This window comes from Agrobacterium sp. D14 (assembly GCF_001526505.1).
Lineage (GTDB): Bacteria > Pseudomonadota > Alphaproteobacteria > Rhizobiales > Rhizobiaceae > Agrobacterium > Agrobacterium leguminum.
Window position 1 is genome coordinate 135,561 of record NZ_ASXX01000042.1, and the last position, 17,424, is coordinate 152,984.

Consider the following 17,424-nt stretch of genomic DNA (forward strand, 5'->3'; position numbering starts at 1 on the left):
CTTTTGGGGCTTAAAGCCTCAGCCGCCTTTGCGAACTTCCTCGTAATTGATGTTGAAGACGCGCTCATCGAGGTTCACGCCGGTCTGGACGTTGAAGATCATGACGGTCGTGTCCTTGTTCTGGGCATCGGTCGTGGTCCATTGCCGCAGATCGAAGGTCTTCGGATCGAACATCAGGGTAATGGTGGAATCGCCGAAGACGCTCTTGTCGCCCAGCACGATGGTGGTCAGGTCCGATTCTTCCTTGACGTTGCGAACCTTCTGGTTGCCGAGATCGATCTTGTCGGACAGAAGCAGGCTGAGCGGCGTCTTGGAGAGCGGATAAAGATCCCAGGTCTTGAGCTTCATATTGCCGATGACGACGTTCTTGCCGTCGGCGATGACCCGCATGGGCGAGGGGTCTTCGTAATTGAAGCGGAGTTTGCCGGGGCGTTCGATGTAGAACTTGCCGCCGGTCTGTTCCCCGCGCGGGCCGAACTGGACGAATTCCCCCATCATGGTTTTGACCGACGAGAAGTGATTGGCGATTTTCTGCGCGGTCGCCGTATTGCCGGCCGCCTGGGCAAAGGCGTCAAGCGGCGACAGGCCGGCCATGATTGCGGCCATGGAAAATGCCGTCAGCACGCCACGACGCGTCACGCCGTTTTGCGGTGCGTTTGCGTTGGCCGTTTCGCCGGTGGTGAGGTCGTTCATTCTATTCTCCTTCATCGCAGCGATTGTCCGCATAAAAGGCGGCGGCTTCATGACGTTGAAAGCGTGTAATAACGCTTCTTCGCCGCGCTTGGTTGCGGGCGTTACCGCTCGATGATGTCTGCTTCCGTCGGTACGAGTATTTCGCGTTTTCCGGCGTGGTTGGCGGGGCCGATAATGCCCTCCTGCTCCATGCGCTCGATCAGCGAGGCGGCGCGGTTATAGCCGATGCCGAGACGCCGCTGCACATAGGAGGTGGAGGCTTTGCCATCGCGAAGCACAACGGCCACGGCCTGATCGTAAGGGTCTTCGGAATCGGAGAAACTGCCGGCGCCGGCCGGGCCGCCGCCATTGCCTTCCTCGTCGTCTTCCTCGGTAATCGCTTCCAGATATTCCGGTGCGCCCTGTGTTTTCAGATAGGCGACGATTTCTTCCACCTCGTTGTCGGAGACGAAAGGACCGTGCACGCGCTGGATGCGTCCGCCGCCTGCCATATAGAGCATGTCGCCCATGCCGAGCAGCTGTTCGGCGCCCTGCTCTCCAAGGATGGTACGGCTGTCGATCTTCGACGTCACCTGGAAGGAGATGCGGGTCGGGAAGTTTGCCTTGATCGTGCCGGTGATGACGTCGACGGAGGGGCGCTGGGTGGCCATGATGACATGGATGCCGGCGGCGCGCGCCATCTGCGCCAGGCGCTGCACCGCGCCTTCGATGTCCTTGCCGGCGACCATCATCAGGTCGGCCATCTCGTCGATGATGACGACGATATAGGGCAGGGGCTTCAGATCGAATTCTTCTGTCTCGTAGATCGCCTCGCCGGTCTGGCGGTCGAAGCCGGTCTGCACCGTGCGGGTGAGGATTTCGCCCTTATCGAGTGCCTGCTGCACGCGGCTGTTGAAACCGTCGATATTGCGCACGCCGATCTTCGACATCTTCTTGTAGCGCTCTTCCATCTCGCGCACCGTCCACTTCAGCGCCACGACGGCCTTTTTCGGATCGGTAACGACGGGAGAGAGCAGATGCGGAATGCCGTCATAGATCGACAGTTCGAGCATTTTCGGGTCGATCATGATCAGGCGGCACTGTTCCGGCGACATGCGGTAAAGCAGCGACAGGATCATGGTGTTGATGGCGACCGACTTACCCGAACCCGTGGTGCCGGCAACGAGAAGATGCGGCATCTTGGCAAGATCGGCGATGACGGGTTCACCGCCGATGGTCTTGCCGAGGGCCATGGCGAGTTTGGCCTTGCTGTTTTCGAAATCGCGGCTGCCGATCAGTTCCCGCAGGAACACGGTTTCGCGCGTCTGGTTCGGCAGTTCGATGCCGATGGCATTGCGGCCGGGAACGACGGCGACGCGGGCGGCGATCGCGCTCATGGAGCGGGCGATGTCATCGGCAAGGCCGATGACGCGCGAGGATTTGATGCCGGGTGCCGGTTCCAGTTCGTAGAGCGTGACGACCGGGCCGGGGCGGACATGAATGATTTCGCCCTTGACGCCGAAATCCTCGAGAACGCCTTCCAGAAGGCGGGCGTTCTGTTCCAGCACTTCCTCGCTCAGCATATTGTCGCGAACGACATTCTTCGGCTCCGCCAGAAGATGGACTGTGGGGAGCTGGAAACCGTCTGCGGCGATGAAAGAGGCCTGCGCTTCCCTTGCCACGCGCTCGCTGGGCTTCGGGCGTGCGGAAGGGGCGGTTATTCTGGGCTGCCCGCGTCCCGGCGCCTGTCGGGCCGTGAATTTCTGGTCGGACTCGTCGTCGGAGAGAATGCCGTTCGGCAGCCGGCGTCCATCCGCGTCGAAGGGTTGTTCGTCATCCATGTCCTCGTCATGATCGAGCGCGATAGAGGGAGGTGACATCTGGCGACGCGATGCGGCGCGTTCTTCGAAAGACGGCTCTGCGCGCTGATCGAGACGGTTGATCGCGGTCTTGAGGCGCGACGGTTCGTTCAGCGTGCCGAATTCATATTCGTTGAAGTCGTAAGGATGTTCGAATTCATCGTGCAGGGATTTAGACTTCAGACCGAACAGGCGGCGCAGGCGCGCCTGGGTGATGTACCAGTAATGCGCCAGTGCGCCGAAGGCGAGCATATTGGCGAAGAAACCCTCGCCGTCGTCTTCGTCATCCTCTTCGGCCTCACGGGCGGCGCGGGCCTTGCTGGTGGCGACGGGAGCCGCTTCGCGTTCCAGCTCGTCATCCAGACCGCCAACAACACCGGCGGCAAACAGCATCAGCCATGCGGCGGGCGCCGCAAATATGACACCCAGTACCGTGGCAATCGTGCCGGTGGGGTAAGCGCCGATGAAAAGGGCGGGAAAACGCAGGATCATGTCACCGATGACACCGCCAATGCCGTTCGGCAGCGGCCATGTCACGGGGGCCGGAAAACAGCCGAGCGAAGCGGCGCAGACGATGGCGCCTGCGACCCAGGCCACGAGGCGAACGGGTATGCGGTGGAATTTGCGGCCGGCGATCAGCGCGATCGCCCAGGCGATGACGGGCAGGAGCGAGATGATTGCGGAAAGCCCGAGGAACTGCATCACGATATCGGCGAAAATCGCACCGCCGTAGCCCAGAAGATTGGTGGGCTGGTTTCCTGTCGCGTAGGAGAGGCTCGGATCCGCGACATTCCATGTCGCGAGTGCGGCGATGCCCAGTGCAATCGTGGCCAGCAGAGCGAAACCGGCGAGAGCCATGATCTGACGCACGAAAAACGCCGTCAACACGAAGCGCGTGTGACGACCATCGAATGTCGGAGAATGCATTCTGCCCATGTCCCTGAACCCGTCGTTTTATGGTTTCGGCAAGATCCGGCAGGAGACCTGATCCCGGATTGACAGGGAAAACTAACCGCTTGCTGGTTAATGTCGTGTTAACCATGCGGTTTTTTGAAGCGCTTCGGATTTACGGCAAAGAAAAAGGCCCGCCGGAGCGGGCCTTCTTTTGGGAGAGGAGATGGAGAACCCCTTTTCCCGGATATCAGGAATGGTAGGCGGCTTCGCCGTGGGTTGCGAGGTCGAGACCTTCGCGTTCGGCTTCGACCGGAACCCGCAGACCAACGATCACGTCGACGATCTTGTAGAGGATCGCGGAGACAATGGCGCACCAGACGATGGTGATGGCGACGGCGACGAACTGCGTCCAGAGCTGCGAGGCGATGGAGAAGTCTTCCTTGCCCGTGCCGCCAAGCAGCGGCGAGGTGAAGATGCCGGTGCCGAGAGCGCCGATGATGCCGCCAATGCCGTGGACGCCGAAGACGTCGGCAGTGTCGTCGTAACCGAACTTGTTCTTCACCACGGAGACGAAGAAGTAGCAGATCGGCGAGACGATGAGGCCGAGAACGATGGCGCCCATCGGGCCGACGGAGCCGGCGGCGGGGGTGACGGCGACGAGACCGGCGATCATGCCGGAAGCGGCGCCCAGCATGGAGGCCTTGCCGCGGGTGAAGCTTTCAACCAGCGACCAGGAAACGATGGCGGCTGCGGTTGCGAGGAAGGTATTCATGGTTGCGAGAACCGCACCGCCCGAAGCTTCGAGGTTGGAGCCGGCGTTGAAGCCGAACCAGCCGAACCACAGCATGGCTGCACCGACAAGGGTCAGCGTCATCGAGTGGGGGGCCATCATGTCCTTGCCGAAGCCGGTACGCTTGCCGACCATGATCGCGCCGATCAGGCCTGCGATACCGGCATTGATGTGAACGACGGTGCCGCCGGCGAAGTCGAGAGCGCCCATGCCGAAGATCAGGCCGTTTGCATCCCAGACCATGTGAGCGACCGGGAAATAGACGAAGGTGGCCCAAAGGATGGTGAAGAGGATGACGGCGGAGAATTTGACGCGTTCTGCGAAGGCGCCGATGATCAGCGCCGGTGTGATGGCCGCGAAGGTCATCTGGAAGGCGATGAAGGTGTATTCGTAGATCACGACGCCCTCAGAGAAGGTTGCCGAGGTGCTGTCAAGCGAAACGCCCGACAGGAACAGCTTGCCGAAACCGCCGAAATAAGGGCCGGTGCCGCCGCCAAAGGCGAAGGAGTAACCGTAAATTACCCAGACGAGCATCATGACTGCGCCGACGACCGTGCACTGCATGAGAACGGAGAGCATGTTCTTGGTGCGGACGAGACCGCCGTAGAACAGGGCCAGGCCCGGAATGATCATGAAAAGCACGAGGATCGTCGCGACATACATGAATGCGGTGTCGGCTTTTTCCGGAACGGGCGCTGCGGCTGCTGCCGGCGCGGCATCCTGGGCAAAGGCGATGGCCGGAGCCATCAGGGCCGCCGCTGCGGCGCCCAGCTTGCCGAGCGTTGAAAACTTGTTGAGTTGCATAGCTAGAAAACTCCCCTGTCAGCCGTGCTTCAAAGCGCTTCTGTGTTGGTTTCGCCGGTACGGATGCGCACGGCCTGTTCGATAGAGTAGACGAAGATCTTGCCGTCACCGATCTGCCCGGTCTTTGCCGCAGACGCGATCGCTTCGACAGCCTTGTCGACGACGTCGGATGGAACTGCGATCTCGATCTTCAGCTTGGGAAGGAAGCTCACCGCATATTCCGTGCCGCGATAAATCTCGGTATGCCCCTTCTGGCGTCCGTAACCCTTTACCTCGGTCACGGTCAGGCCCTGGATGCCGACGCCGGTGAGCGCTTCGCGCACTTCATCCAGCTTGAACGGCTTGATAATGGCCATCACAATTTTCATCTGGTTTCCCATCCTTTGTTTTGTCCTCGGCACGGAGCCGACTCTCCTGCCGCTGGCAGATCAGTAACAGCGACTGCGGACATACATTCAAAGGGCGTGCCAGTTTTGAGTGTGTATCTAACTTATTGAAATATAAAACTTATATGAAGGGCGTCTGAAAAAGGGGCATTTGTCGCCAAAATTTGCGTCCATTAAATGTGCGATTTTCAAAAAAAGCACATTATTTAATCATTTGCCCTTTTGCGGATCAAACCCTCCTGCGCCACGGAGGCGACCAGTTCACCCTGTCTGGTGAAAATATTGCCACGGGTCAAACCGCGTGCGCCGGAAGCGCTGGGGCTGTCCTGTGTGTAGAGCAGCCAGTCGTCCAGCCGGCAGGGGCGGTGGAACCACATGGCGTGGTCGAGGCTCGCCACCTGAATGGAAGGATCGAAGATGGTCGTGCCATGGGCGTAGAGCGAGGTGTCGAGCAGGGTCATATCCGACAGATAGGCGAGAATGGCCGATTGCAGGCGCGGATCATCAGGCACATCGCCGACGGCGCGGACCCAGATATCCTGCTGCGGTTCGAGTTTTTCCTTGGATATATAGTGGGTCAGCGATACCGGCCGTATCTCTATCGGCCGCTTGTTGCTCCAGTATTTGCGGATAGAGGCAGGCGCCTTGGCAAGAAAGGCTGCCTGCATCTGCTCCTCGCTTATCAGTTTTTCAGGCGGCGTCACGTCAGGCATTTTGATCTGATGGTCGAAACCATCCTCGAAAATCTGAAACGAGGCCGACATGGAAAAAATGGCCTTGCCATGCTGGATGGCGACCACCCGGCGTGTGCAGAAGCTCGCGCCATCGCGGATGCGTTCCACCTGGTAGACGATAGGCACCAGCGGATCGCCGGGGCGCATGAAATAGGCATGCAGCGAATGCACGAAACGGTCGTTATCCACGGTCCTCTGCGCGGCGATCAGGGCCTGCGCGATGACCTGGCCGCCGAAAACCCGCTGCCAGCCGATCTGCGGGCTTTCGCCCCGGAACAGGTTCTCTTCCAGCTTCTCAAGATCGAGTGTGGCGATGAGATTGGCCATCGGGTCTGACGTTTGCGAGGGATGCGACATTTTTTCGGCCTGCTCCGGCTGTAGGAAGACGTCACATGGTCTATAGTGCGCCGATGATGCGTGCACAAGATTTGAGGAGAAGCGCGATGCTGGACGTAGTGGTGGCAGGCGGCGGATATGTCGGTCTTTCCGTTGCTGTCGCAATCAAGCAGGCGGCCCCGCATCTTGATGTGCAGGTGGTTGAGGCCTCTCCCGAGGATGTCTGGTCGAAGGACGTTCGCGCTTCCGCCATTATTGCGGCAGCCACCCGGATGCTCGATGTTTTCGGCATATGGAACGAAATCGAGCCGGAAGCCCAGCCGATACACAAGATGATCGTCACCGATTCGAAGACCGCCGATCCGGTGCGTCCCGTGTTCCTGACGTTCGACGGCGCCGTGGAAGAAGGCAGGCCGTTTGCCCATATGGTTCCGAACGTCGCTCTGGTGGGCGCATTGCGAGGCCTGTGCGAGCGCCTTGGCATAAAAATCCGTCACGGTCTCAGTGTTTCCGATTTTACCGCGGGTCCCCAGTCGACGGCCATTCGCCTTTCCGACGGGTCGACGCTCGAAGCGCGATTGCTGATTGCCTGTGACGGCGTTCGCTCCGCGCTCAGGGACATGGCCGGTATCAAGACCGTGCACTGGGCTTACGATCAGTCCGGTATCGTGACGACCGTTGAGCATGAGCGTCCGCATGAGGGCTGCGCCGAGGAGCATTTCCTGCCATCGGGGCCCTTCGCCATCCTGCCGCTGAAGGGAAACCGCTCTTCGCTCGTCTGGACCGAACGCACGGCCGATGCCGACAGGCTGGTCGCTTCCGACGATCTGGTGTTCGAGGAAGAACTGGAACGCCGGTTCGGTCACAAGCTCGGTCCTCTTCGCCCGGTCGGTCCCCGCCGCGCCTTCCCATTGGGTCTGACGCTGGCGCGCTCTTTCGTTGCACCGCGTTTCGCGCTTGCGGGTGATGCGGCGCACGGCATTCACCCGATTTCCGGGCAGGGCCTCAATCTTGGCTTCAAGGACGTGGCGGCTCTCGCCGAAACCGTGGTCGAGGCCGACCGGCTCGGCCTCGATATCGGCTCACTCAACGTTCTGGAGCGTTACCAGTCCTGGCGGCGTTTCGACACGTTGCGGATGGGCGTGACGACGGATGTGCTGAACCGGCTTTTCTCCAACGATATTGGCCCCATCCGTCTCATGCGCGATTTCGGTCTCGGCGTCGTGGATCGTTTGCCGGGTCTCAAATCCTATTTCATCGGTCAGGCCGCCGGCACGACGGATGCGAATGCGCCGCGTCTGCTTGCCGGCGAGGCGCTCTGATCCGACCCTTCGTGCATGTTTCTGATCGGCTTTTCCGGGATTGCCGCTTGACAGCCGATTCCTGGATTTTCTGCCCGGCGGCTTTACCGTAAAGCGGAATCCGGCCAAGGACTTATCCGGATTCATAATCTGGTATGGTCTGCGCCCTGGCCAACCAGATATTGCGGAGAACAAAAGCTGAATCCCATCGAGTCAGCGATTCGTATTCGATTCGTTCGCAGACTGTTCCGCAGCCGAATCGATTTCATTTTCGCCGGATTCTTTTTGTTTGCTCAACTAGCTGAATCTGAACGGAAAATTCCGTCGACAGGTCGCCCTGCGCCACTTTGCGGGTGAGGCCTATTGCCTTTGTCTGCGGGCGTTGCCATGTGTGGTGCGTGCGGCCCGTATCGGTGATGCCGGACGCACGGCAAGCAGATGAAGTCGATTCGCGGATAGTACGTTGAATTTTCGCCCCATGATCCTGAGCGGCCGCGGTGTCACGGCCGTTCTCGGCCCCACCAATACCGGCAAGACCCATTACGCGATCGAGCGGATGGTCGCGCATGGCAGCGGTGTCATTGGCCTGCCGCTGCGTCTTCTGGCGCGGGAGGTCTATACCCGTCTCGTTGAAAAGGTGGGTGCGCCGAATGTGGCGCTGATTACCGGCGAAGAAAAAATCGCGCCTCCCAAAGCCAAATATTCCGTCTGCACGGTGGAAGCCATGCCGCGCGAGACGACGGCCGCCTTCGTCGCGATTGATGAGGTGCAGCTGGCGGGCGATCTCGAGCGCGGGCACATCTTCACCGACCGGGTGCTGCATCTGCGCGGGCGGGAGGAAACGCTGCTGCTCGGCGCCGGCACGATGCGCCCTATCCTCGAAAAGCTGCTGCCGGGAATCACCGTTGTGGAACGCCCGCGCCTGTCGCAGCTCTTTTATGCGGGTCAGAAGAAGATAACCCGCCTGCCGCAACGCACGGCGATTGTCGCCTTTTCCGCCGATGAGGTCTATGCCATCGCCGAGCTGGTGCGCCGCCAGCGCGGTGGTGCTGCCGTGGTGCTGGGCGCGCTTTCGCCGCGCACGCGTAATGCGCAGGTGGGGCTCTACCAATCCGGCGACGTCGAATATCTGGTGGCGACGGACGCCATCGGCATGGGTCTCAACCTCGATGTCGACCATGTCGCCTTCGCGCAGGACCGCAAATTCGACGGCTATCAGTTCCGCAATCTCAATCCCGGCGAGATCGGCCAGATCGCCGGCCGCGCCGGCCGCCATCTTCGCGACGGTACATTCGGCGTGACGGGGCGTGTCGATCCGTTCGATGACGAGCTGGTGGAGCGGATCGAAACCCATCAGTTCGATGCGGTGAAGGTTCTGCAGTGGCGGACGAAAAATTTCGATTTTTCCTCCATCGCCAATCTGCGCTTGAGCCTCGATGCCGCGCCGGCGATCCAGGGACTTTCGCGCGCCCTGCCGGCAATCGACCAGCAGGCGCTGGAATATCTGTCGCGTTATCCCGAGATCATCGATGTGACGACGACCGATTCGCGGGTGGAAAAACTCTGGGAGGCGTGCGCGCTTCCCGACTATCGCCGCATTGCTCCTGCCCAGCATGCGGATCTGATCTCCACGCTCTATTTCGACCTCGTCAAACGCGGGGCGGTGAACGAGGATTTCATGGCCGAGCAGGTGCGCCGCGCCGACCGCACGGATGGAGAGATCGATACCTTGTCTGCGAGGATTGCGCAGATCAGAACATGGACTTATGTATCGAACCGCCCAGGATGGCTTGCCGATCCGACACACTGGCAAGAAAAGACTCGGGAAATCGAGGATCGATTGTCCGATGCGCTACATGAAAGGTTGACGAAACGCTTTGTTGATCGCAGGACATCTGTGCTCATGAGGCGCCTGAGAGAGAATGCGATGCTTGAAGCTGAAATCAGTGTAAATGGTGATGTCTTCGTAGAAGGTCATCACGTCGGCCAGTTGGCCGGGTTCCGGTTCACGCCGGTGCCGGGAATGGAAGGGCCGGATCAGAAGGCCGTGCAGGCTGCGGCGCAGAAGGCGCTTGCGCTCGAATTCGAGGCGCGTGCCGCGCGTCTGCATGCCAGTGGAAATGGCGATCTCGCTTTGAGCTCCGATGGTCTGGTTCGCTGGTTGGGCGAACCGGTTGCCCGCCTTTCGGCCGGCGACAACATCATGAAGCCACGGGTGATCCTGCTTGCCGACGAGCAGTTGAACGGCAATGCCCGTGATCACGCGCTGGCGCGCGTCGAGCGTTTCGTCAATCATCAGATTGCGACCGTGCTGAAGCCGCTGGACGATATTTCCCGCGCCGAAGACCTTCAGGGTCTGGCGAAGGGTCTGGCGTTCCAGCTCGTGGAAAATCTTGGTGTGCTGTTCCGCCGCGACGTTGCCGAAGACGTGAAGTCTCTGGATCAGGATGCACGCGCCTCCATGCGCCGTTACGGCGTTCGTTTCGGCGCCTATCACGTTTTTCTGCCTGCGCTTCTCAAGCCCGCCCCGGCGGAGCTTGTGACGCTGCTCTGGGCTTTGAAGAATGACGGTCTCGGCAAGCCGGGTTACGGCGATCTCATTCCGGTGCTGGCCGCAGGCCGTACCTCGGTCGTCACCGATGCCAGCTTCGAGCGTATGTTCTACAAGCTCGCCGGTTTCCGCTTCCTCGGAAAGCGCGCCGTGCGTATCGACATTCTGGAGCGTCTGGCCGATCTCATCCGCCCGCTGCTGCAGTGGAAACCCGGTCAGCAGCCGCGTCCGGAAGGCGCCTATGACGGTCGCCGTTTCACGACAACGACCGCCATGCTTTCCATTCTCGGCGCGACGCTTGATGACATGGAAGAAATTTTGAAGGGCCTCGGTTATCGTGCCGATCAGGTGACGGCGGAAGAGGCGCAGGCCTTCCTCGCCAGCCACGCCGGTGCCTCTGCTCCGGCTGCCGCGGAAGCGGCGACGGCTGAAGAGGAAAGCGTCGAGACCGAGGAACACGAGCCGGCTTCCGAAGAACAGGTGTCCGAGACGGCGGCTGCTGTCGAAGGCGAAGCTGTCGAGGCGCCGGTTGCGGAAGCTGCCAGCGAAGAGGCTGTCGCAGCCGAGGCCGTGCCGGAAAGCGCTGAGGCCGCCGAGCCCAAGCCCGTTCTTCTGTGGCGTCCGGGTGGTCGCAACGAAAATCAGCGTGGTGAAAACCGTCGTCCCGGCAATCGCGGTCAGGGCCGTGGTGAAGGAGCGCGCGAACAGGGCGAGCGTCGCGGTGAAGGTCGTCGCGACAATCGTGACGGTGCAAACCGCGAAGCTGCCAATCGCAGTGGCGACGGTGAGCGCAAGCGTGATGGCGGACGTCCCGACCGTGGCAACAACCGCAACAACGATCGTCACGATCGCGGGGAGCGCAAGGACCGGCCGGAACGCAATGACCGTGGCGGAAAGCCGCAGGGTCAGCAGCGCTTCGAAGCCAAGCCGCCGCGCAAGGAAAAGCCGCTCGATCCGGATTCGCCTTTCGCAAAGCTCGCTGCTCTCAAGGAGCAGCTGAAGAAGTAAGCCCATGGGAAGCAGCGAACAGCCACTGGAAAGCACGCGTCAGCGTCTGGACAAGTGGCTGTTCTTTGCCCGCATGGCAAAATCCCGTTCGCTTGCCCAGAGCTACATTCAGTCTGGCCATGTCAAGGTCAACGGCATTGCCATTCGCCAGTCCAGCCATGTGGTGAAGGCGGGCGACAGGCTGGAGATCGGCTTCGAGCGGATGGACAAGGTGCTTGTCGTCAAGTCCGGCGGAACACGGCGTGGACCCTATGAGGAAGCCAGACTTCTCTATGACGACGAGACGCCGCCACGGGAACCTTCCGACAGGCTGACACCTCTCGAGCAGGCGTTGCGCCAGCCGGGCAGCGGGCGTCCCACCAAAAAAGAGCGCAGGGCGCTCGACAGATTTCTGTCTGACAGCGACGGAAGCAAAGATTAGAATAAACCTCCGGGTCGCACCCGTTTTTCAGAATTGTTTATCCTTGCTATCTGCAAGCAAAGGCATTACGTCACTTGCGAAATTGCCCTGTCTGAATTCCGGGCGACGGCTTGTGTTCCGAAGCCCACAGACCCGGCCTGCATATTCTGGAGTTCATCATGACATATGTCGTGACCGACAATTGCATCCGCTGCAAATATACCGATTGCGTTGAGGTCTGCCCCGTCGACTGCTTTTACGAGGGTGAAAATTTCCTCGCGATCAATCCCGACGAGTGCATCGATTGCGGTGTCTGCGAACCGGAATGTCCCGCCGAAGCCATCAAGCCCGATACGGAGCCGGGTCTCGACAAATGGTTGAAGCTCAATGCCGAATATGCGGCAATCTGGCCCAATATCACGATCAAGCGCGACCCGATGCCGGAAGCCAAGGAAATGGACGGTGTCGAAGGCAAGCTCGAGCTTTATTTCTCCGCCGAGCCCGGACAGGGCGACTGAGTTTTACGGCCTGACCGCGAAACCATGATTTAAAAAGCCCTCGCAGCAGCAGCGCGAGGGCTTTTTGCTGGGCCTCATCCGCCGCGGCCGGATTGCAGCGTGGTCGACAGCAATGTCAGAAGGGCCACGCTTTCCTCCAGGCTTTGCCGCTGACGGCTTTGCAGGATAGCGGCCTGCAGACGGTTCATCTCGCGGGCGATCGCCGCTGGCTGCCAGGTTCGCAGGGCTCTTTCGATGATGGGTTTTCTGCGGAAATGGATGTGGCGTCCAAGTGTCTGCATGACCTGACCGGCCTGCAGTTTTTTCTCATCCATTTCGGCCCGCATCTGGTCGAGCAACTGGAATTGCTTGAGGCACCCCTGGAGCACAAGGAAGATCGGGGTCTTCGAAGAGACGATCTTCTGCGTCGCATGGAAAAAGGCATTTCTGTCGCCTTTCAGAATGGCGTCGACGGCATCGTCTGCGGAAACCGTGCTGGCGTCACCGATGATCGCCAGCACATCGTCTTCCTCGACCACGTCGGCTCCGCGGCAATAGAGCGCCAGCTTGCGGATTTCGTTGCGCGAGGCGATACGGTCACCACCCAGGGATTCGATTAGCCTCTGTCTTGCGGCTGGCGCAATGCGCAGATTATCGGCGGAGAGTTCCTGATCGATCAATGCGTTCAATGAGCGCGCATCGTCGGCATAACAGGGAATAGCGGCGATGGAGCGCGCCGGTTCTGCGATCTTGCGCAGTCCCGTACCCTTCTTGATGTCGCCTGCTTCGATGATGAGGAAGCTCGCTTCCGGCGGGGTCTCGGCAAGAATCTGCAGCGCATCCACCAGCGCCTTTTCGGCCGCAGCACCTTTGACCCAGACGAGTTTTTCGCCGCCGAAAAGGCCGATGGCATTTACCTCGTCGAGCAGACGGCCGGGGTCGCCCTGCAGATCGGATGCGGTCAGTTTCAGCGATGCGAAAGCGTCATCGGGATCGATACCGGTCTTTTTGGCGATGACGCCTGCGCGTTCCGACACGAGACCGCGATCCGGGCCGTAAAGTACGAAAACGCGAAAGCGCTCCGCCGGATTTTCGGCGAAGCGCTCAAATTCATGGGACTTTATCTCCGTCACGGCCGCCGCTCTCAGCGGCCGAGCGTGGCGGCGATATCGGTGCGGATGATTTCAGCCAGTTCCCGGGCCGCACGGTTTTCGGCGTCGCGGGTTGCCCTGATCTTGGCGAATTCCTGCTGCGGCAGGTCCACCTGCGCCGTCACACTACGCCGTGCAGAGCGCAGGATTTGACCGTCGGAAACGCGTGTCAGCACATATTGACCGCTCATCACGACACGACCGGGGTAAGGGCCATCGTAATTGTTGTTCGCGCGGGTCGTCAGGTCGTAATTCTGCACTTCCGTTGACGTGGCGCTCGAGCTTACGGAAATCTTGACGTTATATTGCGCCGTGGCGGGTTCGCCAGCGCCGCCGGACATCAGAAAGATCAGTTGGTTGCGGACTTCCTGCCCGACTCTGCCACCGACGTCGGAGACGCTGACGGCCGCCAGTCTTTCCTTGGTTCCGGAAGCTTCCCCATAAAGCGGGCGCACCTGGCAGCCTGCCAGAAGACCAGCCATCGTCACGACGGAAATCGCTGCCGCGACGCGGCCCCATCTTGAAAAAACGTCAGACAACAATGTTCACAATCCTCTGCGGAACCACGATGACTTTCTTGGGCTCGCCACCGGCAAGAATGGATTTGACGGCATCCAGCGCAAGGGCGGCCGTTCGGACCGCATCTTGATCCGCATCGCGCGCGATTGTCAATTCGCCACGCTTCTTGCCGTTGACCTGCACGGGCATGATCACATCGTTTTCCTCGACCAGCGAAGCGACGAAGGCCGGCCATGGCGTCTGGGCTACGAGGCCCGTATTACCCAGTGCGGACCAGCATTCTTCCGCCAGATGCGGCGTCATGGGGGCGATGATGCGGATGAGAATTTCGACGGCGTCGCGCGCGGCGGCCTTGACGTCCTCAGACTTGCCGCCAGAAGCAACATCGGCGAGCGGACCGGCCAGCGCATTGACCAGCTCGTAGATGCGGGCGATGGCCTTGTTGAAGGCGAGCTTGTCCAGATCTTCCTGAACAGCCTTCAGCGTCTTGTGGGCCGCCTTGGAGGCCGCCAGCCCTTCGCCTTCGGTCGCAGGCTTCGGCTGGACGGTTCTCAGCTCTTCCGCCGCTTCGCCGATGATGCGCCAGACGCGCTGGACGAATCGGTTTGCGCCTTCCACCCCGGCTTCGGACCAGATGACGTCGCGATCGGGCGGAGAGTCCGACAGCACGAAGAAGCGTGCGGTATCGGCGCCGTAGGATGCGATGATATCGTCGGGGTCGACCACGTTCTTCTTCGACTTCGACATCTTCTCGATGGAGCCGATCTTCACCTCTTCGCCGGACGAGAGCAGGAAGGCGCGGCGGGTCCCGTCGCTTTCCTCGATCCTGAGTTCGGCCGGCGGCACCCATTCGCGTGCGGTGCCTTCGCCGCGGCTATAGGTCTCGTGCACCACCATGCCCTGCGTGAACAGGCCCTTGAAGGGTTCCTTGACGCCGACATGGCCGGTTTCGCGCATGGCGCGGGTGAAGAAGCGCGAATAGAGCAGATGCAGGATCGCGTGCTCGATGCCGCCGATATACTGATCGACCGGCAGCCAGTGGTTGGCGACCTTCGGATCGGTCGGTGCGTCTTCCCACGGCGCGGTGAAGCGCGTGTAATACCAGCTGGAATCGACGAAAGTATCCATCGTGTCGGTTTCGCGACGCGCATCATGACCGCATTGCGGGCAGGAGACATGACGCCAGGTGGGGTGCCGGTCCAGCGGGTTGCCGGGCACGTCGAAAGTCACGTCGTCGGGCAGCTTGACCGGCAGGTCCTTTTTCGGGACCGGTACGACGCCGCAGACTTCGCAATGGATGACCGGGATCGGGCAACCCCAGTAACGCTGGCGGGAAATGCCCCAGTCGCGCAGGCGGAAATTGACCTTGCGCTCGGCCTGCGGCGTGTTGCCCAGCGTCTGCGCAGAAAGCTTCTGCGCCATCGCCTCAAAGGCGTCAGTCGTCTTCATACCGTTCAGGAAGCCGGAATTGATCATCACGCCGTCATCGGTGAAGGCGGTATCATCGATGGTGAAGTTTGCAGCATCGGGGCCTTCAGGGGCGACGACGGCCACGACCGGCAGGCCGTATTTGCGGGCGAAATCCAGATCGCGCTGGTCACCCGACGGGCAGCCGAAGATCGCGCCGGTGCCATAGTCCATCAGCACGAAATTGGCGACATAGACCGGCAGTTCCCAGCTGGGGTCCAGCGGGTGCACGACCTTGACGCCGGTATCGATACCCTTCTTTTCAGCCGTTTCGAGTGCTGCGAGCGAGGTGCCATGGCGGCGGCATTCGTCGCAGAACTCGGCAATCGCCGGGTTGTTCGCGGACAGTTCTCTCGCCAGCGGGTGGTCGGCGGCGATTGCCAGGAAGGATGCGCCGAACAGGGTGTCCGGGCGTGTCGTATAGACGGTGATGTCGGAGAAACCTTCCGGCGCCGTGTCGGCGACCGTCTGCCAGCGCAGCGACAGGCCTTCGGAGCGGCCGATCCAGTTCTTCTGCATCAGGCGCACTTTTTCCGGCCATTGGTCGAGCGTATCCAGCTCGTCCAGCAGGTCCTGGCTGAAATCGGTGATGCGGAAGAACCATTGCGTCAGCTCGCGTTGTTCGACCAGCGCGCCGGAGCGCCAGCCGCGGCCGTCGATCACCTGCTCATTGGCGAGAACCGTATGGTCGACCGGGTCCCAGTTGACCTTGGACTGCTTGCGATAGACCAGACCCTTTTCCATGAAGTCGACGAAAAGCGCCTGCTGGCGATGGTAATATTCCACGTCGCAGGTCGCGAATTCGCGGGTCCAGTCCAGCGACAGGCCCATGGATTTCAGCTGACCGCGCATGGTCGCGATGTTCTGGTAGGTCCAGTCCTTCGGGTGAACCTTGTTCTGCATGGCGGCGTTTTCGGCAGGCATGCCGAAGGCGTCCCAGCCCATCGGGTGCAGGACGTTGAAACCGCGGGCGCGCTTGTAGCGGGCGACCACGTCGCCCATGGCATAGTTGCGGACATGGCCCATGTGGATGCGTCCCGACGGATAGGGAAACATCTCCAGAACGTAATATTTCTCGCGCGGATCGCTGTTGTCGGTGACGAAAACCTTGTCTTCGTTCCATTTCTGCTGCCAGCGCGGCTCGGCGTCGCGAGGATTGTAACGTTCGATGGCCATTGTTTAGAATTCCGGGTATCGAGGGGAAAAATTTGCGCTGACCTTCACCATGAAACGACCGGGGCGTCAAGTTTGGCGGGGCATTCGGGCGTTCAATCTTGGCCAGCGTGCCTCAAATGGTGCTAAACCCGCTTGGCATCAAGGCAATCGGCGTCTAGTTAGCGTTGCGAATGGTTCAAATGAAGGTCTTGTGATGGAAATTGAAGCACGTCTTGAGGATGTCAGGCAGCGCATTGCCGATGTTGCGGAAAAATCCGGACGCAAGGCGGCGGATGTTGCCCTCGTCGCGGTCTCGAAGACCTTCGAGGCGGAGGCGATTCAGCCGGTCATCGATGCGGGCCAGCGCGTGTTCGGCGAGAACCGCGTGCAGGAGGCGCAGGGCAAGTGGCCAGGCCTTAAAGAGAAGACGCCTGATATCGAGTTGCATCTGATTGGCCCGCTACAGTCCAACAAGGCGGCGGATGCCGTGGCGCTGTTTGATGTCGTCGAGAGCGTCGACCGCGAAAAGATCGCCCGCGCACTTGCCGAGGAATGCGGTAAACAGGGTCGCAGCCTTCGTTTTTATGTGCAGGTCAATACAGGGCTTGAGCCGCAAAAGGCGGGTATCGATCCGCGTGAGACCGTGGCTTTCGTCGCCTTTTGTCGGGATGAGCTGAAATTGCAGGTCGAAGGACTGATGTGCATTCCGCCGGCGGAGGAAAATCCCGGTCCGCATTTTGCGCTTCTGGCGAAGCTTGCCAAACAATGTGGGCTTGAGAAGCTTTCCATGGGCATGTCGGGCGATTTCGAAACTGCCGTGGAATTCGGCGCTACGAGTGTCCGTGTAGGCTCGGCGATCTTCGGTACACGATAAGGCTGCAAATAAAAAACCCGGCGCTG

13 protein-coding genes are annotated in these 17,424 nt (G+C 60.4%); 5 read left to right on the forward strand and 8 right to left on the reverse strand.

Annotated features, from left to right (window positions below; translation table 11 throughout):
- Positions 1–18: 18 nt before the first annotated feature.
- From L901_RS20080 to tesB, 5 genes are all read right to left on the reverse strand, one after another.
- Positions 19–744 (reverse strand): outer membrane lipoprotein carrier protein LolA, encoded by a 726-nt coding sequence (locus tag L901_RS20080; RefSeq protein ID WP_020810626.1) that lies wholly within the window; start codon positions 742–744, stop codon positions 19–21.
- Between the two features lie 50 nt (positions 745–794).
- Positions 795–3,458, reverse strand: coding sequence for a DNA translocase FtsK (locus L901_RS20085; RefSeq protein WP_059759789.1), 2,664 nt, complete (start codon positions 3,456–3,458; stop codon positions 795–797).
- A gap of 214 nt (positions 3,459–3,672) precedes the next feature.
- Complete coding sequence (locus L901_RS20090; protein ID WP_059759790.1) at positions 3,673–5,019, reverse strand: ammonium transporter; 1,347 nt, start codon at positions 5,017–5,019, stop codon at positions 3,673–3,675.
- A gap of 29 nt (positions 5,020–5,048) precedes the next feature.
- Positions 5,049–5,399, reverse strand: coding sequence for a P-II family nitrogen regulator (locus L901_RS20095; RefSeq protein ID WP_004444057.1), 351 nt, complete (start codon positions 5,397–5,399; stop codon positions 5,049–5,051).
- Positions 5,400–5,611: 212 nt separating this feature from the next.
- Positions 5,612–6,496, reverse strand: a complete 885-nt coding sequence (gene tesB / locus L901_RS20100) for an acyl-CoA thioesterase II (protein WP_059759792.1) — start codon at positions 6,494–6,496, stop codon at positions 5,612–5,614.
- Here tesB and L901_RS20105 point away from each other — a divergent pair.
- From L901_RS20105 to fdxA, 4 genes are all read left to right on the forward strand, one after another.
- Positions 6,472–7,797: a ubiquinone biosynthesis hydroxylase gene (locus L901_RS20105; RefSeq protein ID WP_371259723.1), complete on the forward strand. Its 1,326-nt coding sequence runs from the start codon at positions 6,472–6,474 to the stop codon at positions 7,795–7,797. The genes tesB and L901_RS20105 overlap by 25 nt on opposite strands.
- Before the next feature lie 457 nt (positions 7,798–8,254).
- Positions 8,255–11,335: a helicase-related protein gene (locus L901_RS20110; protein ID WP_059759795.1), complete on the forward strand. Its 3,081-nt coding sequence runs from the start codon at positions 8,255–8,257 to the stop codon at positions 11,333–11,335.
- Between the two features lie 4 nt (positions 11,336–11,339).
- Complete coding sequence (locus L901_RS20115) at positions 11,340–11,756, forward strand: RNA-binding S4 domain-containing protein (protein ID WP_020810999.1); 417 nt, start codon at positions 11,340–11,342, stop codon at positions 11,754–11,756.
- Positions 11,757–11,914: 158 nt separating this feature from the next.
- Positions 11,915–12,253: a ferredoxin FdxA gene (gene fdxA, locus L901_RS20120; protein WP_003520294.1), complete on the forward strand. Its 339-nt coding sequence runs from the start codon at positions 11,915–11,917 to the stop codon at positions 12,251–12,253.
- A 74-nt stretch (positions 12,254–12,327) separates the two neighbouring features.
- Here fdxA and holA read toward each other — a convergent pair whose 3' ends face one another.
- The 3 genes from holA to leuS are packed head-to-tail and all read right to left on the reverse strand — an operon-like array spanning position 12,328 to position 16,545.
- Positions 12,328–13,365 (reverse strand): DNA polymerase III subunit delta, encoded by a 1,038-nt coding sequence (gene holA, locus L901_RS20125; protein WP_003520295.1) that lies wholly within the window; start codon positions 13,363–13,365, stop codon positions 12,328–12,330.
- 11 nt (positions 13,366–13,376) lie between these two features.
- Positions 13,377–13,922 (reverse strand): LPS assembly lipoprotein LptE, encoded by a 546-nt coding sequence (lptE, locus tag L901_RS20130; RefSeq protein ID WP_059759796.1) that lies wholly within the window; start codon positions 13,920–13,922, stop codon positions 13,377–13,379.
- A complete protein-coding gene (gene leuS, locus L901_RS20135; RefSeq protein ID WP_059759798.1) occupies positions 13,915–16,545 on the reverse strand; it encodes a leucine--tRNA ligase in 2,631 nt (876 codons plus the stop codon). Before leuS ends, lptE begins: the two co-directional genes overlap by 8 nt.
- A 193-nt stretch (positions 16,546–16,738) precedes the next feature.
- On the opposite strand from leuS, the gene L901_RS20140 reads away from it, so the two are divergent.
- The gene (locus L901_RS20140; protein WP_059759799.1) at positions 16,739–17,398 is read left to right on the forward strand and encodes a YggS family pyridoxal phosphate-dependent enzyme; all 660 of its coding nucleotides are present in this window, start codon (positions 16,739–16,741) and stop codon (positions 17,396–17,398) included.
- Positions 17,399–17,424: the final 26 nt, after the last annotated feature.